Source organism: Pirellulales bacterium (genome assembly GCA_019636345.1).
Classification (GTDB): Bacteria; Planctomycetota; Planctomycetia; order Pirellulales; family Lacipirellulaceae.
Genome location: JAHBXQ010000002.1, coordinates 114,503 through 136,575 on the forward strand (window position 1 = coordinate 114,503; position 22,073 = coordinate 136,575).

17 protein-coding genes are annotated in these 22,073 nt (G+C 66.0%); 1 reads left to right on the forward strand and 16 read right to left on the reverse strand.

All coding sequences use genetic code 11. The annotated features are described in order from the left end of the window. The first annotated feature begins 68 nt into the window (after positions 1-68). Positions 69-1,304 (forward strand): ABC transporter permease, encoded by a 1,236-nt coding sequence (locus KF688_04310; GenBank protein ID MBX3424883.1) that lies wholly within the window; start codon positions 69-71, stop codon positions 1,302-1,304. 530 nt (positions 1,305-1,834) lie between these two features. On the opposite strand, the gene KF688_04315 is transcribed toward KF688_04310, so the two are convergent. From KF688_04315 to KF688_04390, 16 genes are all read right to left on the reverse strand, one after another. Next, positions 1,835-3,040: an amidohydrolase gene (locus KF688_04315; GenBank protein ID MBX3424884.1), complete on the reverse strand. Its 1,206-nt coding sequence runs from the start codon at positions 3,038-3,040 to the stop codon at positions 1,835-1,837. Between the two features lie 292 nt (positions 3,041-3,332). Next, positions 3,333-3,968 (reverse strand): non-canonical purine NTP pyrophosphatase, encoded by a 636-nt coding sequence (locus tag KF688_04320; protein ID MBX3424885.1) that lies wholly within the window; start codon positions 3,966-3,968, stop codon positions 3,333-3,335. A 172-nt stretch (positions 3,969-4,140) separates the two neighbouring features. After that, positions 4,141-5,439, reverse strand: coding sequence for an HlyC/CorC family transporter (locus tag KF688_04325; GenBank protein ID MBX3424886.1), 1,299 nt, complete (start codon positions 5,437-5,439; stop codon positions 4,141-4,143). A 3-nt stretch (positions 5,440-5,442) separates the two neighbouring features. Beyond that, positions 5,443-5,988 carry an rRNA maturation RNase YbeY gene (gene ybeY, locus KF688_04330; protein ID MBX3424887.1) on the reverse strand — a complete coding sequence of 182 codons (546 nt, stop codon included), beginning with the start codon at positions 5,986-5,988 and terminating at the stop codon, positions 5,443-5,445. 33 nt (positions 5,989-6,021) lie between these two features. Further along, positions 6,022-8,289, reverse strand: coding sequence for an HDIG domain-containing protein (locus KF688_04335; protein ID MBX3424888.1), 2,268 nt, complete (start codon positions 8,287-8,289; stop codon positions 6,022-6,024). A gap of 81 nt (positions 8,290-8,370) precedes the next feature. Next, on the reverse strand, positions 8,371-9,303 hold the full coding sequence (locus tag KF688_04340) for a PhoH family protein (protein MBX3424889.1): 933 nt from the start codon (positions 9,301-9,303) through the stop codon (positions 8,371-8,373). Positions 9,304-9,623: 320 nt separating this feature from the next. Continuing rightward, a complete protein-coding gene (locus tag KF688_04345) occupies positions 9,624-10,463 on the reverse strand; it encodes a phosphatidate cytidylyltransferase (GenBank protein MBX3424890.1) in 840 nt (279 codons plus the stop codon). 63 nt (positions 10,464-10,526) lie between these two features. Continuing rightward, positions 10,527-11,279 (reverse strand): isoprenyl transferase, encoded by a 753-nt coding sequence (locus KF688_04350; protein ID MBX3424891.1) that lies wholly within the window; start codon positions 11,277-11,279, stop codon positions 10,527-10,529. Between the two features lie 31 nt (positions 11,280-11,310). Then, a complete protein-coding gene (locus tag KF688_04355; GenBank protein MBX3424892.1) occupies positions 11,311-11,712 on the reverse strand; it encodes a VOC family protein in 402 nt (133 codons plus the stop codon). Positions 11,713-11,768: 56 nt separating this feature from the next. Next, positions 11,769-13,076, reverse strand: a complete 1,308-nt coding sequence (locus KF688_04360) for an adenylosuccinate synthase (GenBank protein ID MBX3424893.1) — start codon at positions 13,074-13,076, stop codon at positions 11,769-11,771. A gap of 279 nt (positions 13,077-13,355) precedes the next feature. Continuing rightward, a complete protein-coding gene (gene carA / locus KF688_04365) occupies positions 13,356-14,540 on the reverse strand; it encodes a glutamine-hydrolyzing carbamoyl-phosphate synthase small subunit (GenBank protein MBX3424894.1) in 1,185 nt (394 codons plus the stop codon). A 454-nt stretch (positions 14,541-14,994) separates the two neighbouring features. After that, positions 14,995-16,545 (reverse strand): hypothetical protein, encoded by a 1,551-nt coding sequence (locus KF688_04370; protein MBX3424895.1) that lies wholly within the window; start codon positions 16,543-16,545, stop codon positions 14,995-14,997. Between the two features lie 110 nt (positions 16,546-16,655). Further along, on the reverse strand, positions 16,656-17,582 hold the full coding sequence (locus KF688_04375) for an ABC transporter ATP-binding protein (protein ID MBX3424896.1): 927 nt from the start codon (positions 17,580-17,582) through the stop codon (positions 16,656-16,658). Next, a complete protein-coding gene (locus KF688_04380) occupies positions 17,579-18,007 on the reverse strand; it encodes a GntR family transcriptional regulator (GenBank protein ID MBX3424897.1) in 429 nt (142 codons plus the stop codon). The genes KF688_04375 and KF688_04380 overlap by 4 nt, the downstream gene beginning before the upstream one ends. Positions 18,008-18,113: 106 nt before the next feature. Beyond that, positions 18,114-20,618, reverse strand: a complete 2,505-nt coding sequence (locus KF688_04385; protein MBX3424898.1) for a glycoside hydrolase family 127 protein — start codon at positions 20,616-20,618, stop codon at positions 18,114-18,116. 89 nt (positions 20,619-20,707) lie between these two features. Next, on the reverse strand, positions 20,708-22,003 hold the full coding sequence (locus KF688_04390; GenBank protein MBX3424899.1) for an aminotransferase class I/II-fold pyridoxal phosphate-dependent enzyme: 1,296 nt from the start codon (positions 22,001-22,003) through the stop codon (positions 20,708-20,710). Positions 22,004-22,073: the final 70 nt, after the last annotated feature.

The window sequence follows — 22,073 nt, forward strand, 5'->3', positions numbered from 1 at the left end:
CACAGCGGCCGCGCAGCGCCTCGCTGGGGGCGGAGGCGTGGCGCCGGTTGCGGCGCGATCGGGTCGCGATGGCCTCGCTCGCGACGCTCGTCGGGGTCGTCCTGTTGGCGACCGTCACGCCGCTGTTGCCGCTGCAGCCCCCCGATGCGGGCAACACCGACGTCGCCTACCAGTACGCCGCTCCGACCGCGTCCCCCTTGTGGCTGCACGACTTCGCGCTCGACGTCGAGGCGATCGCCGCGACCCCGGCCGCGGTCGCCGACCTGCGGACCGCGCTCAAACGCGACCTGCCGGAACTCAACGCCCGGGTGATCGCCGCCGCGGTCGAAGTCGCCGCCCAGGAGCAACGGCTCGACGAGCAGGGCGCGAACGGCGCCCCCCTGTCGGCCGAGGACCGGGCCGCCCGGCTCAAGCCGTTCAAGGCGGCGGAACTCGCCGCGCGGCGGGCGATCTATCGCCGCTCGGCCGAGATCGAGGACACGATCCAAGGCCCCTACCGCAAAGCGGGATTCGCCCCGCTGGGGGGACTCAGCCGCTGGATGGTTCGCGCCCGCTACGCCCTGTTCGGCGATCGGCAACTCAACTCGCTCTGCGGACGCGACCTGTTGGGACGCGACCTCTTGAGCCGCACCTGCTGGGGCTCGCGGATCTCGCTGATGGTCGGACTCGTGGCGACGATCGTCTCGCTGGCGATCGGGGTCACCTACGGCGCCGTGAGCGGGTACTTCGGCGGGCGACTCGACAACGTCATGATGCGGCTGGTCGACGTCATGTACTCGATCCCGTTCATCTTCGTCGTGATCTTCATCCTGACGGTGCTCAACGAGGAGCGAACCGCCGAACGCTTGCGGAGTCTGGGGATCACCAAGATCACCGTGTTTTACCTCGTGGTCGGAGCGATCTATTGGCTCACGATGGCCCGGGTCGTGCGGGGACAGATCATTTCGCTGAAGCATCAGGACTTCGTCGAGGCGGCCCGCTCGCTGGGGGCCCGGGCGCCGCGGATCATCTTCCGCCACTTGCTGCCCAACGTGCTGAGCGTCGTCTTGGTCTACCTGACGCTCACCATCCCGCGCGTGATGCTGTTCGAGGCGTTCCTGTCGTTCCTCGGCCTGGGGGTCGACCCCCCCGACGTCTCATGGGGCCTGTTGGCCAACGAGGGGATCAAGGTGATCACCCCGGTGCGAATCTACTGGTGGCTCGTGCTGTTCCCCAGCCTTGCGCTGGGCTCGACGCTGCTCGCCCTCAACTTCCTCGGCGACGGCCTCCGCGACGCCCTCGATCCGCGGCTCAAGGACCGCTGAGAAGGCCGAGCGAAGCCACGCACCCATGCGGCGTGCGAACAACAATGGATTCTGCTGAACTCGACGCCGCTGTCCGAAAGTCGTGGGCTATCGCAACGTGCGATAGCCCACGACGATCGGACAGCGGCGGGAGCCCAGAATCTTCAAAAAAATGCCTGGGTGTTTCGCTCGTATTCCCGCCGGATTGTGGTGGAAATTGAGCCGCGCGGTCGTGTAAAAGAAATGGGAACGCCGCGTCGGGCGACCAACGGGGAGAGAGCAGCCCCCCGGGCGGCCTTTGGTTTTGCTCGCCGTCCGCGAGTTTTGCTTGCAAAACCAACGGGCGCGCGACTCGAGGCGTCGGGCGCAAGTCGCTTGCGAGCAACCAGATAAGTGCCAATCCAACCGAGCAGCCGCCCGGAGTTTTGCTCGGCGAATTCGTAGTATTGCCGCTTGGCAAAAGTGCAAAATCCCCCGCGACTCTCCCGCGACGACGAATGCACGCCGTCGCGACGCCAGCGAACTCCCCAGTTACGGTCCCGCATCCCGGGTCAACGCGCATGTCGCAGCAGTTCCAACGCCGCGCTGGCAAGCGCCGTCACGCCGGCGGCGATCGTCGGTTCGACGTCGGGCCAGTACTTGGCCGAGTGGAGCGACGGCGGACCCCCTTCCTGCGCGTACGCGTCGAGCCGCTCCTGCGAGACCGAGCCGACCCGCATCATAAAGATCGGCGCCCCGGCCCCGCCGAGGCGGCCGAAGTCCTCGCCCCCCAGCGACGGCTCGTCCTCGACGACGTTCTCGGCGCCGAGCGCGTGCCGCACCGCCGGCAGCACCCGCTCGGCAAGGTGCGGGTCGTTGAAGAGCGCGGGGGTCCCCTCGGAAACCTGCACGTCGGGTTCTGGCGCGGCGGCGCTGGCAGCGGCGGCCTTCGCCTTGCGGCGAATCGCTTCGAGGAGTTGCTCGCGGACTTGGGGGGCGTAACTGCGCACGGTGATCTGCAACTTGCAGGAGTCCGGGATGATGTTGTGCTTCGTCCCCGCGTGGATGGCGCCGACGGTGACGACCGCCGGCTCGATCGGCTTGATCTCGCGCGAAACGATCGTCTGCAGGTCGAGCACCAGCCGGGCGGCGATGACGATCGGGTCGATCGTCGTGTCGGGCGCCGAGCCGTGCCCGCCGCGACCGTGGATCGTCACGTCGACGCTGTCGACGTTGGCCATGGCGTATCCGGTGCGATAGGCGATCTGCCCGCACGGCTTGTCGCCGGAGACGTGCACCGCCAGGGCGAAGTCGGGCCGCGGGAACCGCACGAACAGCCCGTCGTCGAGCATCGCCTTGGCGCCGGCGCCTCGTTCCTCGGCCGGCTGCAGCATGGCGACCAGCGTGCCGCTCCACTGCGACTTGTGCGCCGCGAGATACCGCAGCGTGCCGAGGTGGATCGTCATGTGCATGTCATGCCCGCAGGCGTGCATGACGCCGACGACGGCGCCCCGTTCGTCGGGAGTGCGGACCCGCGAGGCGTAGGGGAGCCCGGTCTCTTCCGCGACGGGCAGCGCATCCATGTCGGCCCGCAGCAGCACGGTCGGCCCGGCGCCGTTTTTGAGCACGCCGACGACGCCATGGCCGCCGACCTGCTCGGTCGTCTCGAACCCCAGCGACCGCACCTCGCCGGCGAGCCGGTCCGCGGTCTCCTTCTCGGCGAACGAGAGCTCGGGCCGCTGGTGCAACTCTGTGTAAACTTGGGCAAGATCTCCCATGCTGGCGGCGATCCAGTCGGCCAGCCCCGCAGGGCCTGCGGCGTGCGCGCTCGCGATGCAAAGGCAACTCGCACAAGCAGTTAACGTCGTTCCCAGCGCGGGGCGGCGGCCCCGTGGCGTGCGCTGGCGCAGCACGGCCTGGGTGCGCTCTCGGCGACTTGTTGACGCGGTTGCGGCGAGTCGTACACTACAGGCATTCATTCGGTCGGACTCGTTCATTGAGCCGCTTCGAGACTTCATTGCTCGAAGCGGCTCTTTTGTTGCGCGGGTCGGTTGGCGGCGAAGCGACGCGTCAGACGGCGGCGGGCGCGATCCACTCGCCCCGTTCGGCCATCGCGATCAGTTGCGGCACGATGCCGCGAACGGCACGGGCCCGGTGGCTGAGGGCCGCCTTGACGTGCGAGCCGAGTTCGCCGAACGTGCGGTGGTACTCGATCACCTCGAACAGCGGGTCGTAGCCGAAGCCGTTGGCGCCGGTCGGTGCGGTGCGCAACCGGCCGCGGCATTCGCCGCTCGCCTCGGCTCGTACGGCGCCGGTCGGATCGGCGACCGTGATGTGGCAAACGTATCGCGCCCCGCGTCGCTCGGGGGGCAGCCCGGCCAGCTCCGCGAGGACCTTGGCGTTGTTGTCGGCGTCGGTCGCCTGCGGGCCGGCGTAGCGGGCCGAGAGGACCCCCGGCCGTCCCGCGAGGGCCGCGATCTCGATGCCGCTGTCGTCGGCCATGACCCACGAATTCAAATGCCGCGCCTGCTGGGTCGCCTTCAACCGGGCGTTGTCGGCGAACAGGGCCCCGTCTTCGACGACGTCGAGATAATCGCTGAGGTCGCCCAAGGTGCGCACCCGGAACCCGTGCGGCTCCAACAGCTCGCGCAGCTCGCGCGCCTTGCCGACATTGGTCGTTCCGAGAACAAGATCGTGAACAGGCATGGCAAGCGGCAAGAGAAAGGCGACGGCACGCGAGGACGCAATGACGAGTTTACGGGAACCGCCAAGGACGCCAAGAGCGCCGTGAAAAAGCGGCCAATCGCGCTCACGGAACGCAACGTTCAGGGGGATCTCGGCCTTGGGCCGCGGGCCGGTCCCCCCGTTTGCCAGGCCGCTACGCGCTTTCGCGGCGGTCGTCGCCCAGCCGTTCGATACGGACGCGGTCGATGCGGCGGCGCGAGGCTTCCAGCACGCTGATCCGCACCTGATTTTGCCACACGAGCGACTCGCCTGGCGCAGGGACGCGGCCCAACTCCGAGAAGACGAACCCGCCGATCGTGTCGTAATCGCCGTCCTCGGGCAGTTCGAGCCCAAGTTCGGAATTGATCTCGTCGACGTGGGCTCGGCCGAGCGCTTCGCAGGTGTCCTCGTCGATTCGCTCGATCTCGCTGACCGTTTCGGGGTCGTACTCGTCGTCGATCTCGCCGACGATTTCCTCGAGCACGTCTTCGATCGTGACCAGTCCCGAAACGCCGCCGTACTCGTCGAGCACGATCGCGATGTGGGTTCGCATCTGCTGGAACATCTCGAGCAGGTCGTCCAGCGGTTTCGTCTCGGGGACGAACACCGGCTTGCGAACGATTTCGCGGATCGGGGTTCGCGCCGCGGGATCGCCGGTCGCCAGCTCGGGCAGAAGGTCTTTGCTGTACAGCAGCCCGATAATGTCGTCCCGCGTCTTGTCGTACACCGGGATCCGCGTGTGCCCCGACTGGACCACCTCGGCGATCACGTCGTCCCACGACATGTCGGCCTGGACCATGTGCATGTCGGTCCGCGGGGTCATGATTTGCGAGACCACGGCGTCGGCCAGATCGATGACTCCTTCGATCATTTCGCGGGCGTCCTCCTCGAGCACCCCGGCGCGGTGGCCCTCGGTGACGATCGTCCGGAGCTCCTCCTCGACGGTTTCGCTCTCGTCGTGGTTGCGAGTCCGTCCGGCAATGCGGTGGAGCACTGCGTCGATCATCTGGGCGCAGAAGACCAGCGGCGTCGCCGCCGCGGCGAGGCCACGCCACAGCGGCCAAGTCCGATCGAGAAAGGACTCGCCGTAGATCCGCGTGGCTGCGGAAGGCGCCCACGTGCGCACGAGGATCAGCAGCAGTCCCACGGCCCCGGCGGCCAGCACCAGCGACCCGGCCGACTGGGTGGGGGCGAATCCCAATCGGATCCGCGCCCAGGCGAGCGCCGAGACGACCGACAGCCCGCTCAACAGCGCGGCGATCATCTCGGTTCCCAGGGCCACCCGATCGTCGAGTTCGAGGATTTCGCTGAATCGCTGCGGTCGCCCGCGTCGGCGGCAGACTTCCTCCAACTCGTGGCGGGAGTAATTGTTGAGCGCACGGTAGGCGAAGTTCGCCGCCGCCGAGGCCAGCAGCGAGCTGAGACAGATCCAAAACAGCGTCGAGGGGTTCACCGGTCAGTCGCCCTCCGCAGAACTCTCGGCGACTCCGCCGTCGGCCGGGCGCCAGCGAAGGTCGGTCGGCGAGCGCTCGATCCCCAGCCGGTCGAGCGCCGCGATCTCGGCCGCCAGCATGCGGCGCTTCGCGGCAGGAGCATGATCGTCGTGTCCCGCGAGGTGCAGGGCGCCATGGACGACGTACAGCAGCAACTCGTCGTCGGCGTTCCAGCCCGCCTCGGCGGCGCACGCGACGGCTGTCTCGAGACTCGCGACGATCTGCCCCTCGAATCGCGTCGGGGGCTCGTCCACCAGCGGAAAGCTGAGGACGTCGGTCGCGTAGTCGTGGTCCAGATACTGGCGATTGAGGCGCTGGATCGTCGGATCGTCGACGATCGCGACGCTGATGACCGCGTCGTCGTAGGCGTCCTCGTCGAACGCGGCACGCACGGCTTCGCGCAACCGGGACTCGTCCAGCGGAGCGTCGACTTCGACGGCCAATTCGACGGTCAGGCTGCCCGGAGCAGGCTCCGGGTCGTCGAGAGGCAAGGGGGCGTCTTCAGGCATGGAGGGGAATCGTTTCCAGCGCCGGCGCGGCCGTCACGCCGTCTCCTGATCGGGATACTTGACCCGGCCATGGTAAACGGCGGTCAGCGATTTTACCAAGCTGTCGCCGATTTTGCGGACTTCTTCCAGCGTGAGACCGCTCTCGTCGAATTGCCCGTCGAGCAGACGCTTGCGGGAGAGTTCCTCGACGATCGCCTCAATCCGCGCCGGGGTCGGTTCCTTGAGCGCCCGGCTGGCGCTCTCCACGGCGTCGGCCAGCATCAGCACGCCCGCCTCGCGCGATTGGGGCTTGGGGCCGGGGTAGCGAAACGAACTTTCATCGACCTCGCCGCCGTCCGGATCCTCTTTGCTCTTCTTGTCGCTCGCCCGGCGATAGAAGTACTCGACCAGCGTCGTGCCGTGGTGTTGCTGGATAAAGTCGATGATCGACTCGGGGAGCTTGTTCTGGCGAGCGAGGTCGGCGCCGTCCTTCACGTGCGCAATGATCACTAGCGTGCTCATCGCCGGCACGAGGGCGTCGTGCCGATTGTCGCCATGCGACTGGTTCTCGATGAAGTAGCCCGGCTTGAGCATCTTGCCGATGTCGTGGAAATACGCCCCGACGCGAACCAGCAAGCCCCGGGCGCCAATCGCCTCGGCCGCGGTCTCGGCCAGCGCAGCCACGGTGATCGAGTGGTTGTACGTGCCGGGAGCCCGGCGAATCAGTTCCTGCAGAAGCGCGTGGGCGGGGTCTCCCAACTCGATCAGGCTCAGATCGGTCTGAACCTGGAACACTTTCTCCACGGTCGGCAACAGCACGGTCATCAACGCTCCGGCGATCACGGACCACACGATCAGCATGAAGGCGTCACGGAGCGTGAGCGCGAGATCTTGGGAGTAAAGCGTGCCCACCCCGAGCATCGTGAAGAACCCGACGACGGCCGCCGCGAAACCGACCGTCAGCAGCTTCGACCGGGTGCGAACCTGCCGCAGCACGAGGATCGCCCCCGCGCACGTGGCCACCAGCACCAAGGCCTGGGGGAACGCGTGCCCCGTGGCGACGACGATCGCCAGCGTGGCGCAGGCGGTCAACAGCAACGCCATCTCCTGTTGATACGCCACGGCGATCATCATGCCGAACAAAAGCAGCGGGATGACGTCGGCGCCCCAGCTTTGTCGACACAGCACCGTGCCGATCGCGACGGTCGCCGTCCACAAGCCCAGCAGCACGCAGAAGCGGTACAAATCGGCCAGGGCTCGGTGCTCGCGACGGGAGCAGTAAAACCCGCACAGCGTGCTCAAGGCGACGTACATCCCCAGAACGGCCATCGTGCGGCGCACCTTCTGCCCGAACGTGCGCTGGGCGAGCAGCGCCTGGTGTTCCAGGGCCAGCAGTTCGACCTTCTCGGCGGTCAGCGGTTCGTCCCCCTTGGCGAGCAGGTCCTTGCCGGCGAAGTAGGGCTTGGTCTGCTCGGGGGTGCGGGCCGCTTCGAGGTCTTGAGCGGCGCGGGTTGCGTCGGCGTTCAGCGTGAGCGTGGGCTTCAGCCGCTTCGCCAACCAGGCGTAAACGCGCTGGGCGATTTCCAGCGAAGGAAGCTTTTCGTTCAGCGACTGCTGCAGTCGTCCCGACGCTTCCTTGAGCAGCACGTCCGAGGTGTTGCGGGTCGCCAGCACCGACTCGGCGCCAGGGACGCGGATGTTGATCTTCTCGGCGTTCGCGTCGTAGTCGGGGGGGAGCGATTCGATGAGCCCCCACTGCTCCAGCGGGGCCATCGCCTCGGCCAGTTTCACGTAGAACTGCTCGGTGGCCGATTCCTCGGCGAACGCTTCACGGAATCGCTGGAACTGGGCGGCTTCTTCCTCGTCGGTCGGGTCCGGGGTCCCCGCGGCGGGGGTCGGACGAAAGTCGTCCCACAAGTCAGGATCGACTTGATCGTAGCTTTCGGCCACCAGCAGCTTGCCGATCTCGCTGCGCAGTTGGGCCCGGAGCTGCACGAGCGATTCGGCGTCTTGGTTGAAGACGCCGATCGCAAGCTTGCGGGCCTTCTGTTTGGCCTCGCGCGTCGCCTGGGGATCGGGTTGACTGAAATCGACCTGAGCGATCACGTCACGGGCCGGGATTTCGCCCACCCGATGCTCGAGCGGCAAATCCCATCCCCGCGTGAAGCCCCACAGGAACAAAGCCGCGAACAGAGTCAGCGACAACCGCAGCAGGACTCCGCCCCGCTGCAGATTGGCCCACAGCGTCGCCCACATGCCGGGCGGCAATTCGACCGCCGCGACGCGTTGCTGGCGAGTTCGTTTCTGCAAGGGAGCGGACATGGGGAGCGTCGATCGGCCAATGGCCGGATGCTGGTCTGAGGGACGGTCGCTGTCTAGCGCGGGTTGCTTGCCGCCGGCCTGTTACTTGTCTTCGTATGCTCGGACGATCTCTTGCACCAGCCGATGCCGCACGATGTCGGCGCCCGTCAGGACGACCAGTTTGTAGCCGACGATATGCTGCAGGCGTCCGACGGCGTCGACCAACCCGCTGCGGGCGTGAGCGGGAAGATCGATCTGCGACGTGTCGCCCGAGACGACCACTTTCGAGCCTTCGCCCATGCGAGTGAGAAACATTTTCATCTGCGGGACGGTCGTGTTTTGCGCTTCGTCCATGATGATGAACGCGCTGTTAAGAGTGCGCCCGCGCATGTACGCCAACGGCACCACCTCGATTACGTCGTCGTCCATGTAGCGGCGGACTTGCTCGGCGTCGAACATCTCGCGGAGCGCGTCCAGCAGCGGACGCAGATAGGGATTGATCTTCGCCTGCAGGTCGCCGGGGAGAAACCCGAGGCTTTCGCCCGCTTCGACTGCGGGGCGCACGAGCACGATCTTGCGGATCCGCTGCTCGCGCAGCGCCTCGACCGCGGTTGCTACGGCGAGGTACGTCTTGCCGGTCCCCGCGGGGCCGGTGCAAAACACGAGGTCGTGGCTGCGGATCGCTTCGACGTACTCGGCTTGGCCGGCGGTGCGGGGGCGAATCTTCCGCCCGTTGCGGACGTCGATCGCCGCGGAGGACGGGGAAACGGACAATCCCGTCACGCGGCCGATGATCTCGCTGACCTGCTGCGGCTCGAGCATCCGTCCGCGGGCTACGGCGCCGCGCAGCTCTTCAAGCACGGCGGTCGCCTTAAGGACCGCTTCCTCGTCCCCTTGGACGAGGATCTTGCCGTCGCGCGTGGAAATGCGCGCCGCGGGGATGAGTTCACGGATCATCCGAATATGGAGATCCTTGGCGCCCAAGAGCAGCGTGAGATCCTCGGCGTTTCCGCCTGGAATCGAGGCTTCAATCATCCGGTGGGGCGACGGGCGGGCCGTCGACAGGGGAAGGGCCTGCGGTCCCGTGCGATGCTCGCGACCAAGGGGACGCAGGTCCATGGCCCTCGGGGGGCTTGTGAAACTATACCTAATCAGGGGGCTGCGAGGCCACCGGAGTCGGCCGCGGGGGGCGTAACCGGTTGCATGCTCGCAGTTTATGACGATTCGGCCGATTGGGCGAGCCTTTGGCGGGGGCCCCGCGGCATTCCGATCTGCAGAGCGTGGCGGGCGGGGGATCACAATCGCCGCACCTTGCCGACGCATGTTTTCGGCTCGGCGGCACAAAAACGCCTGGCTCACCCCCCCGTCGCCAACATCCCGCCGCAGGCCCACCACAAATACGCCACCGGCGCCGCCAGCAGCAAAGAGTCGAGCAGATCAAGCACCCCGCCGAACCCCGGGAGCCAATCGCTGGAGTCCTTGACCCCGGCGTCTCGCTTGAGGAGCGACTCGCCCAGGTCGCCGACCAGTCCTGCGATGGCGACGGTCAGGGTGAAGCCGGCCCAGCGGAGCGGCGTTCCCGCGGTCGCCCCGCTCGCTGCGGCGACCAGCGCGGGAAAGCCCAAAGCCGCGATCGCCACGGCGAGCCCGATTCCTCCTATGGTCCCCTCCCAGGTCTTGCCGGGGCTCAGTCGGGGGGCGAGCTTCGTGCGCCCGATCGACTTGCCGACGAAGTACTGGCAGGTGTCGCTCAGCTTGACCGCGGCGATCATCGTGGCCAGCGGCGTGAGACCGATGATCGAGCCGCCGCTGCGGACCAGGCGCACTTGGACGAGGGTTCCAAGCAAGCCGCCGACGTAGAGCACGCTCAGGGCGCCAAGCGCCAGGCTGTTCGTGGCGCCGCCGGGTTGATCGAAGCTGCGCATCTCGGCGACGAGCACGACGGCCAGCCCAGCGACCAGTCCCGCAGCGAGCCACCCGAATTGTTCAAGATTGCTTGCGCCGTGGCGCCAGATCGGAACGAAGCTGGCCAGCACCGGCAGCGCCGTGGCGGCATAGATCGCTCCGGGGATCGCCGCCACGTGTCGCGTGCGTCCCATTCGCAGCATCTCGCCGGCGGCGAGCAAACTCGCCGCAAACGCGACCGGGGCCAGATACGCGCCCGGCCAAGCGGCGCGCGCATCGGCTCGACAAATTGCCGCCAGTGCCGCCACGAGGATTGCGCCGATCAAAAGTCGCCAACGGAGCACGGCATGGTCCTAGCAGTTGAGTCCGCCGAATTTGCGATTGCGGGCGGCGAAGTCAAGGATTGCTTCGTAGAGCGCCGATTCGTCGAACTCGGGCCAGCAGCGGTCAGTCACCCAGATCTCGGCGTAGCTGATTTGCCACAGCAGAAAATTGCTGATTCGCATTTCCCCGGCCGTGCGAATCAACAAGTCAGGGTCGGCAAGTCCCGCCGTGTAAAGCCGCTCGGCAATCGTCTGCTCGTCAATCTTTTCAGGGGGCAAACCGCCTGCTGCCGCCTCCGCGGCAATCTCGCGGACGGCGTCGACCAACTCGGCCCGCCCGCCGTAGTTAATTGCGAGGTTGAGCCACATCCCCCCGTTGGCGCCGCTCATCTCGACCGTCTTGTCGAGCTCGCGGAGGACCTGGTCGGGGATCCCCTCGCGCCGGCCGATCATGCGGACCCGCAAATCGTTGTCCATGATCGTCGAGCGTTCCTCGATCATGTACTGCTCGAGCAGGTGCATCAGGAAGTCGATCTCGGGCTGAGGCCGCTTCCAGTTCTCGCTGCTCAAGCAATACAGGGTCAATTGCTCGATCCCCAGTCGGGCGGCCTCCTCGGTCGTCCGGCGAACGCTGGCGACGCCGCGGCGGTGGCCCTCGATTCGCGGCAAGCTCTGCCGCTCGGCCCACCGACCGTTGCCGTCCATGATGACGGCGATATGCCGCGGCCAGCGCTCGCGCGGCACGGCGGAGAGGGCGTCAGGGATAGTCAATGCGACGGGCATAGGAACCGGCTGGCAGCCAGTGACGACATGGTCAGGCGTCTGGAACGGGCTCGATCAGATCCCACAGCGTGCCGTAGAGATCTTTAAATACGGCGACAGTGCCGTAGGGTTCGGTCTTGGGCTGACGGACGAATTCGACCCCTCGGGATTGATACAGTTCGAAGTCCGACCAAAAATCGTCCGTGTAAAGGAACAGAAACACCCGCCCGCCGGCTTGGGCTCCAATGCAGCTTGCCTCTTCCGCGCTGGAGGCGCGAGCAAGCAGGATGCGGCACCCCTTCCCCTCGCTCGGCCCCGTCACGACCCATCGCTTGGATTGTGCGGCGATCGGCTTGTCTTCGAACACGCGAAAGCCAAGCTTGTCCACGTAGAATCGCAGGGCCTCATCGTAGTCCCGAACAACGACGGACACTAATCCCAGATGTTGGCTCATGCTCTCCTCGACGGACGGTCGAGTTCGCAGCTCATGTTCTGAACGCCGAGCAGCCGTCAATCCAGATCGCTTGCAGCGCCCGTGACGATCGTCGCCGCCCGATCCGGCCCCACCGACACGAGTCCCACCGGCGCCCCGGCGAGTTCTGCGATCCGGTCGAGGTACGCCCGGGCCGCCGCGGGAAGATCGGCCAGCTTGCGGACTCCCGTCACGTCCTCCTGCCAGCCGGGGACCGACTCGTAAACGGGCTTCGCCTTGCGAAGATCGTCGACATGACTGGGGAAGACGTTGGTCCGCTCGCCGTTGATCTCGTACGCGGTGCAAATCTGCAGTTCGTCGAACCCGCTCAGCACGTCCAGCAGCATCACGCAAATCGAGTCGACCCCGCTGAGCCGGGCCGTGTATCGCACGGCAACCGTATCGAGCCAGCCGCACCGCCGGGGACGCTTGGTGACCGTGCCGTATTCGTTGCCCGCGTCGCGGATCCGCTTGCCGATCGCGTTGTCTTGCTCCGTGGGGAACGGCCCTCCGCCGACGCGCGTCGTGTACGCCTTGACGATGCCGATGACATGGTCGATGTACTTGCCCGGGACCCCCGAACCGTTCGAGACCCCCACGCCGCTGGAGTTGCTGCTGGTGACGTAGGGATAGGTGCCATGGTCGACGTCGAGCAGAGCGCCCTGAGCCCCCTCGAACAACAGGCGCCGTCCCCCCTCGGCGGCCGAGAGCAGGTACTCGGTCGTGTCGCACACGTACGGCTGCAGTCGGTCGGCGAACGCCCGGTACTGGTCGTAGATGGTCGCGGCATCGAGAGGCTTCATGGTGCCAAAGTCGTCGAGCGCCGCCATTTGGCGATTCTTGGCCTTGGTGATCTGCTCGACCTTGTCGCGGAAGTTCGGGCGGTAGAGATCGCCGAGCCGCAGGGCGTACGTGCGACCGACCTTGTCCCGATAACAGGGGCCGATGCCGCGCCCCGTCGTGCCGATCGTCTCGGTCGATCCCGCGCTGTGGTCGAACGCCCGGTCCTCGGCAAAATGCCAGGGGAAGATGACGTGAACCCGGTCGCTGAGTTTGAGGTTGTCGTGGTCCTCGACCCCGCGGGCGGCGAGCTCGTCGAGTTCCTCGATCGCCTTGGCCGGGTTGAACACGACCCCGCCGGCGATGACGCAAGTCACCCCGGGGGTCAGCACCCCGCTGGGAAGGAGCGACAGCTTGTAGGTCTGGTCGCCGACGACCACGGTGTGGCCGGCGTTGGCGCCCCCCTGATACCGCACGACCACGTCGTGGCGGGTGGTCAGGAGGTCGACGATTTTCCCTTTGGCCTCGTCCCCCCACTGCAGGCCAATCACGCAAGTCCCGGGCACGGGAAGGTCTCCTTCAATCAGTCGGCAGCCGCGGCAAGCGGACAAAACCCCCATTGTAGCGGCCCGGGGCGGCGGCGTGAGGGGCGCACCGTCAGCCCGAGCCCCCGGGTTTTTTCGGAATTCCGGGCCAAATCGCAATCCCAATCGTCGGCTGGTGGGCGCCACTGCGGTATCGTATCGACGCCGAGATTGCAGCAGCCAGATCGCCGACCGACGATTTCGATGACGATCGCATTCGAGCTGAACCGAGAGTCGGCCGCCGGGCGATCGGTCAATGCTCTAGGACGATGGCGCGACGCCAGATCGCACCTCCCGCAGGAATTCGGCGAACAAGTAGTGGCTGTCGTGCGGTCCGGCCGAGGCCTCGGGGTGGTACTGCACGCTGAAGGCCGGCACGTCGCGGCGGCGGACGCCTTCGATCGTGCCGTCGTTCAGGCTGCGGTGGGTCACCTCCAGGCACGCGGGAAGCGACTCCTCCTCGACCGCGAAGCCGTGATTTTGCGAGGTGATCTCGACCGTCCCGTCGGCCAACCGCTGCACGGGGTGATTCGCCCCGCGGTGACCGAATTTGAGCTTGAAGGTCTTCGCCCCGCTGGCAAGAGACAGCAACTGGTGACCCAAGCAGATGCCGAACACCGGGGTCTTGCCCAGGATGCCGCGAATGGTCTCGATCGCAGCGGTCAGCGGCTCGGGATCGCCGGGGCCGTTCGACAGGAACACTCCGTCAGGCTTCTGGGCGAGCACCTCCTCGGCCGACGCCGGCCCGGGGAGGACCGTCACCTGGCACCCCGCGTCGTACAGGTGGCGGGGGATGTTCCACTTCATGCCGAAGTCGAGGGCGACGATGTGGGGGGCGTCGCCGGCGGCTGCGGGCGTCGCCGCGCGCATCGCGTCCTCCCCCGTCGCCCCTCCGCCGTCTGCATTCAGAAACGTCCATTCGCTCACCGGCTCTTGCCAGTCGCAAGGCATGTCCGGAACGACTTCTTGCACCAAGTCGCGGCCCACCAGCCCTGGGCTCGCCTGGGCCTTGGCGACGAGGCTCGCGTCGTCGAGGTCCACGGTCGACAGCACGCCGCGCAGGGCGCCCCGCGAGCGGATTCGCCGCACGAGGGCTCGGGTGTCGATCGACTCGATCGCGACGACTCCCCACTCCTTCAGGTAATCGCCCAGCGTTCCGTCTGCGCGAAAGTTGCTGGCGACGCGGCTGTGCTCGCGTACGACGAAACCGGCCAAGCGGGGCCGAGCGCTTTCGAGATCCTCCTCGTTGACGCCGTAATTGCCGATCTGCGGGTAGGTCATCGTGACGATCTGCCCGCGGTAGCTAGGATCGGTGAGGATTTCCTGGTAGCCGGTCATTGAGGTGTTGAAACACACCTCGCCGTCGACCTCGCCGGGGGCGCCGATCGAGGCGCCGGTGAACACCGTGCCGTCTTCCAGGGCAAGTTTGGCAATCTGGCGGGACATGCGCGAAGGGGAAGGGAGGAAGGGGGGAAGGTCGAGGGCAGCAGAAACTCAAGCGAGCCGCGACGTCCCCGCCCGCGGCAAGAGGAATCTCACCCGCGGCAGGGAACTGCTCGACCCCGAGCGGCTCAAGACTCGTCTCCGCGTCGCCGATACTCACAGCGGGCTGAGGGTCCTCGCGCCGGCCAGTTGCGGCAGCTTCGCTTGCGAAGCCCCGCCGCCGCCAGCCGCCGCGTGCAGCCTATGAAAGATAGAGGGTCCTTGCTTCGGCGAGCAAGGGCCCTCTTTTTTTGCGCCGCGATTGCCGCTCGAATCGGCCGAAATCCCGCAATTTGGAGGGACCAGCGCGACCGCAAGGCGACGCCGACCGCCGAAAGACCATAAGCCGCGACCTCCCAGGTCGCCGGCGGCGCCACGTTCGGCGTCGCCATCGTCGGCAGCCGGCGCCCGGCCGCCGTCAATGCTTCCACCCCCAATCGTGCTTCACGGCGAGCCAAGCCGCGGCGATGAGCGACGTGATCGTCACGACAAAGAACCCGAACACGACCGTCGGGACATGTCCATTTGACGGCAAAGGCAAAACCAAATGTACGAGCCTCATAAGCCCAATCCACAGTAGCGCGGCGACGTAAGGAGATGGCGTCGCCAGAACGCCCGCATAAACGGGGTGCCTCAGGTACGCCATGAGAGCCGTCGCCGCGAGATAAACGCCGACATGGACCCCCATCACGGCGGCTGCCCAGAAGACTTCATCGAGGCCGATCGCGGAAAGCGCCTTGCCGGGCGCCAGCAGTTCGGCGGCTGCGATCGACGCCAACAACCCGCATAACAAGAATCCGCAGGTGACGCCGAGCCCCGCGAGCAGCTTCACTGTGAACCACCGGCCGATCGGAATCGGTCGCGAACGCCAGAAGCCTTGCAGCTCCGGCCGCAGGTCGTCCATGAAGACGCCGATCCCGGCGACCAGGGCGATCGCGTAGCCGACCATTGCCCAAATCACCCCAGCCACTTCAAGGATGCTGGATCCCTCGAAATGCATAACGCCCCAGCGCAAGCGAGCGCTGACTAAAATGACGATGCAGACGGCTGCGATGCCGCCGCCGCCAAACAGCGCCAGCGGCCCCGACTCGCGGAACTGCTTCCACATAAGCGCCGAGAGCGGCCCGCGCCGCGGCGGGGCGAGCCAGTCGGTGCGGGGCGCCTCGGCCGAAACGACCGGCCGCTCGCCCTCGACCGTCTGCACCCGCGCCGGCACGACGCGGCCGAAGCGGGTGACGTACCACCACGCCAAGCCAGCGTGGACGACTACGGAGGCGGCGACGTGCCCCCACCAGTAGGAAACAAACTGCGACGATTCGGCGAGAAGGATCGCCAACCCCCCAGGAAGACATCCCATGGCAACGCCCCAGAGGGATTGCTCTTGCAGATCGCCGTTCCAGAAAATCAGCAGCTCGAAAACGCCCCATGCGAGGACGATCGACACGAACGCAATCGCTGCGGCGCGGACTTCATCGACGGCGTTCACCCCTGCCGCGCTTCCCCAAAGCAAGAGGCTCGTCGCGGCCAGTAGCGCGACAAGGCCCCGCGATGCGTACCAATTGTCGAACCCTTTCCACAAACCTTGCGAGACGTCGCGAATCGACGGCACGACCGAGTTTTGAACCCAAACCACGACGAGAAGCATGCCGATCACCGCGGCGATGGCGAGCAAGGCCGTGAGGAGCTTGACGACAGCGGCCCGTCGCGTCGGCACGGGAAGCGACTGCAACAGCCCGATCGTCCCCGCCGACTGCTCGCCCGCGGCGATTCCCATCCCTAAAAAGCAGGCGGCGGCGACCGCGGCGGCGCTGAGTATGCCGTCGGCCGTCTCGAACGCAAGTCCCCGGTGGTTGTCGATGATCGCCACGACCAACAACTGCACCGCGACGGCGACCAAGATAATTGCCGCAACCTTCCAGCGCAGCTCGCGGTACTCTTTCCAGAGGAGTGCCTGCCAAGTTCGATGCATGATGTTGATCCTTCGCAGCAAGGCGAATGAGCCGCCGGCGCTAGCCGGGGGCCGAGTTGCCGGTCATTCGCGAATTGTCCGCGCTTCCGCCCGGGGCCAGCGCCCACGGATCATTCGGCCTCGCCGACCGAGAGGGCATCGCTCGGCGTTGGCGCCGTGCGTTCGATCGTCCCGCTCACGTACGCCGCGAAGATCTCGTCGAGATTGAGATCGACGACTCGATGCGGCGTTCCTTCGCGACCCAGCAAGGCCGCCGCAGCGCCTGCGTTCTGCACGGTGACCGCCGCCTCGCCGTCGTGAATCCTGAGGTCCAGAACCGCCAGATCGTCGCGAATCGCGGCCAACGCGTCGGTCGACAACACAAATTGCTTCACGTCGCGGCGGAGCGTTTCGGTGTCGGCCTGCCTCACGACCCGGCCGTGGTCGAGGATCGCCACCTCGTCCGCCACCGGTTCCACTTCGTACAGCAGGTGCGAACTGTAGAACACGGTCCGCCCCTCCCCCTGCAGGTGCGTGATGAGGTCGCGATTGAACTGTCGCCGCATCACGGGGTCGAGCCCGAGCGCAGGATCGTCGAGGATGACCAACTCCGGGCGATGGGCGAGCGCGAGCACAAGCCCCAGCCGCACGGTTTGGCCCTTGGAGAGCGTCTTGATCTTCTGGGCAAGCGGCAGCTCGAACTCGCGGACGTACTTGAGTGCCAGGTCGTGATCCCACGTCTTGTAGAACGGCGCCACGAAGCGGATGATCTCGTCGACCCGCATCCAGCCGTACATCTTCTGGTCTTCGGCGAGATAGCCGACGCGGGCCCGGATCGCCAACGGGTCGACAGCCGGGTCGATCCCCAGGACGCGCACGTCGCCGGCGTCGCGCTGAAGCAGGCCCAGCAGCATGCGGATCGTCGTCGTCTTGCCGGCGCCGTTTCGCCCGAGGAACGCGTACGTCGTCCCTTGGTCCACTTCCAGCGACATGTCGGCCAGCACCCGCTGCTTGCGGAACGACTTGTCGACGTGACGCATCTCGATGGCGGCGGTCATGGGGCGTTCTCCGCGACGTGCTGGGCGACTTGGGTTCTGTGGTTCATCGTGGCCGGCTCGGCGAGGACCTCGGCCAACAACTCATGCAACTGCTCGGCGGTGAGTCCGAGGGCGACCCCCTGGCGGGCGACTTGCCGCAGTTCCTCGGCGATCTTCTCGCGGCGGCCCTTCATCGCCGGCCCTCTCGGCCGGGCCGTGACGAAGGTCCCCTGTCCCTGCCGCATGTCGAGCAGTCCCTCGCGAGCCAGCCGTTCGTAGACGCGGAGCACCGTGTTCTGATTGACGGCCAGCTCGCGGGCCAGCTCCCGCACCGACGGCAGTTTCGCCCCCGGGGCGAGATTGCCGGTCGACACCAACGCCTCGATCTGCGCGGCCAACTGCCGCGAGATCGGCACGGCGGAGCCTTTTTCGATGCGGAGGAGCATGCGAGAGGTCCCGATGCGGAGACAGGTGACTACAGTTATGTAACACATGTCACTGGCGGCGTCAAGCGATTTCAGACATTTCGCTCCACGGAAAGCGAGAAGCCCGCTAGTCAGCGGTTTCTACGTTCACCGATAGAATCCCCACGCACGTGCTCTCGCTGCGGGGAGTCAGTTCAATGCGCAAGCGGCTGGTTGTCAGCGGCGCTGCGGGGCGCACTGTGTTGTAATTGTCGGGGGACGTGCTGTAGGAGTCGGTGTTGTAGATTGCGACCGGAGTCCACGTGCCCAGGTCGTTTGGCGTCGACAGATGCCAAGCGTCAGGAAGCTGAACCCCTCCGTTGTCATCGTAGAAGTAGGCGCCGACGCTACGAATGGCGCGGGCTTCGCCCAGATCGATCTCGACCCATTGGGACTGGCCGCGTTGGGGCCAACTTGTCCAGCGACGGATTGACGTGTCGCGCGACGACTGCGGCGTATGCTTCATTCGCACCGCCTGGACCGTGTTTCCCTCGGCCGTGTGCGAGGCGCTTGCCCCCGCGAACTTGAGATGTTCCGGCCGCAGCAGATCGACATGCGCTAACTCGGCCCGCGTGCCGATCCAAGTCGTCATCGAACCGCGATCGCGATTGCTCCAGGCAAAGTAAGGGACCAGCTTCAAAGGCACGGGGCGAGATCCGTCCGGCAGGCGTTCCTTGGCCGGCAGGGTGATCTGGGGAAGCCCGGCTAACGGGCCTTCGGCGATCGTCATGACGGTTGCCTTGTCGACCGGCGCAGCTCCTGCAAAGAAGAACCGGGCGACGTCGCCGCCGTTGTCGATCTCCTCGGCCGAGAAGAGCAGCGGGCCGCGGCTGACGGCTTGGCGCCCCTGGTTGGATTCAACCCGCTCGAGGCACTGGTTCGTCCGGACCGGCATGGGCAGGTCGAGCTCCACCTGATCGCCAGGAGACCAGCGGCGTGCGACGACGGCAAACCCACGTTTCACCTCGGGGACGACCGGCTTGCCGTTCACTGAGACAGTCCAACTCGCGGAATTCCTATCGGCGTAGCGATAGAGCTTTCCCGGAACGAACTGCTCGCCGACCCACGTCGGGATGCGCAGTGCGATTTCAAATTCCTGGGCGGCCTGCGGGTTGACTTCCAACTTGACTGCGCCGTGCAGCGGGTAGCGAGTCGATTGCGAAAGCGCCACGGGCGAGCCGTCGATCTCCAACTCGGCGTCGTTGCTGCCGTAGAGGAGACAGGACAGCCGGCGTGGTTCTGTCGCGTACATGTGGCCGGCGATTTTGGGAATGAGCCGGGCGAGGTTCGACGGGCAGCATGCCGTGCCGAACCAACTCGACCGCGGCGCGTGCCCCGCCGGGGCGTCGAGCGGGTTCGGGTAGAAGAAGCTCGCGCCGTCGAGGCCGATCCCCGCGAGACAGTTGTTGTAGAGGGCCGTCTCGGCGACGTCGACGTACATTGCGTCGCGGTACTTCAGGTACATCCGCATGTTGAACAGGAAATTTCCCACCCCGGCGCAGGTTTCCAGGTAGGCGTCGCGGTTCGGCAGCACGTAGCTAGGACCGAACCCCTCGATGTTGGGCACGGCCCCCAGCCCGCCGGAGATGTGCATCTTCGTATCGACGATGTCGTGCCAAATGCTGTCGAGCGCCGCCCCGTAGTCGTTCTTGCCGGTTAGGCTGTCGACTTCGGCCATGGCCGCATACATATAACACGCTCGAACCGCATGGCCGACCGCCTTGCGCTGCCGAGCCACAGGCTGGTGCTGCTGAGCGTACTCAGGTGCGTCGATGCCGCGACCGTCAGGGATGAACGTGACCCCGCGGATGTCGAGGAACCGCTTCGCCATGTCGAGATACTGCCGATTCCCCGTGTGGAGATGGAGCTTCACCAGCCCGAGTTCGATTTCCTGATGTCCCGGAGCTTGGTTGACCGGTCGCCCGTCGTTGTAGGCGGGATCCCCTTCGAAGAAGACCCGCTGCACATGCCGGGCGTTCTTCTCGGCGATTTCCAGCAGCGACGTCTTGCCGGTCGCCTCGGCGTATGCGACGGCGGCCTCGTACAGGTGCCCCATGTTGTACAACTCGTGGCTGTGGAGCAGGTAGCTGTAGGCACGCGGTCCCATCTCGGCTTCGTTGATCGCCCCGGTGATATGAGCGACGTACAGGTAGCCGTCGTCCTTTTGCGCGCGAGCGACGACATCGATGATCTCGTCCATTTGGGCTTCGAGGTCGACGTTCGGCTCGGCCTTGAGCATGAGCGCGGCTCCCTCCATGACCTTGTACAAGTCCGAGTCGCGGAACCTGTGCGGCGGGGGCGGCGGGCTTTGCCCCCCGTTGAGAAGGAATTCGCCGCAGAGCCGCAGCCCCTCCAGGGCTTCAGACGTGTTACGAAACGCATGCGGCAGCGTTCGTTGTTGCAGCAACCGAATCCGCGGGGCCCAAATCTCGTCATGCAAATCCACCTGATGGAACGGCGTCAGCAGCACGACCGCCGCATCGTCGGCCATGGCGTGCGCCAAGCCCCGTTCCGACAAGGCGAAATACGCAAGAACGACATTCCGGAGAAAGGACTTGATGAGCGCTCGGCGCGCCGCCCTACGAATCGCCATGATCTCTCTTTCACGCGGGAGGTCGCATCAGGTTCGACTTCGTCGAAGCGCATCCGCAAAAACGCTCCGAGCGGGCGGCGATCTAAGAACTACAGCCCTACTGTCGCTGCGGGTTTGTCAGAGGCGTATCCCGCCTCCGCCTCCTTGAGGCACTGCTTGATCTGCCTTACAGCCTGTTTGAGCCGATTCTCGTTCTCCACGAGCGACATCCGCAAGTATCCCTCGCCGGCGGGGCCGAAGCCGCTGCCGGGACTTACGGCGACGTTCCCTTTCTCGAGCAGCATCATCGCGAAGTCCATCGTGCTCATTCGGCTTCGCCACGGCTCGGGGACTGGCGCCCAGACGAACATCCCGGCCTTCGGCGGAGTGACGTCCCAACCCAGGCGCGTGAGACCTTCGCACAGCGCATCGCGGCGGCTTTCATAGATGTGTGCCTGTTCTTCGACCGCGGCGTCGGTGTGCCGCAGCGCCATGATCGCGGCGATCTGGATCGCCTGGAACATGCCGTAGTCGTAGTAGCCCTTGATCGTGGCCAGCGCAGTCACCATCTCGCGGTTGCCGCAGCAATAGCCGACCCGCCAGCCGGCCATATTGTACCCCTTGCTCATCGTGGTGAACTCGACCCCCACGTCCTTGGCGCCGGGCGAGGCGAGAAAGCTCGGGGGCTGGTAGCCGTCGTACGCCACGTCGGCGTACGCGAAATCGCTGAGCACCATCAGGTTGTACCGCTTGGCGAGCTTCACCACCTCGTCGAAAAACGGTTGCTCGACCACCACGCTCGACGGATTGTGCGGGTAATTGATCACCAGCATCTTCGGCTTGGGATACAGGTGCTCGCAGGTGTAGGCGATGTTCGAGAGGAACTTGTCGCTGTCGGCCACATCGAGCGCGATCACGTTCCCCGACGCCAGGGCGATCGCATAGACATGGATCGGAAAGTACGGAGCGGGGACGATTGCCGTGTCGCCGGGGCCCATCAGCGCCAGGCACATGTGGCTGAACCCCTCCTTAGAGCCCAGGCAGACCAGCACCTCGCCGTCAGGATCAAGCCGGACGCCGTACTTCTTAAAGTACTTGGCCCCCACTTCGCGCCGCAGATTGGCGATGCCGATGTTCTTCGAGTACCCGTGATTGTCCGGATCGCGGGCCGCCTCGGCGAGTTTCTCGATCACGAGATCCTGCGGCGGGTCGCTGGGGTTGCCCATCCCCAGGTCGATTGTGTCGATGTTGTTGCGCCGCTTGCTGTAGAGCGCGGCATTGATCCGCCCGAACAGGTACGGCGGCAGCCGTTTGACCCGCTCGGCGATCTCGACGCGGAAGGGAGGGACGGGGTCGGGCGTGGCAGACATAGGGCGGAGGCGTCGTGGTCGGGAAGGACCAAGCATTGCGGGGGTATGAAACGAGGCAGGCGAACCCGCGAAGGTTCGCCTGCCTCAGTATAACGCTGCCGGCTTT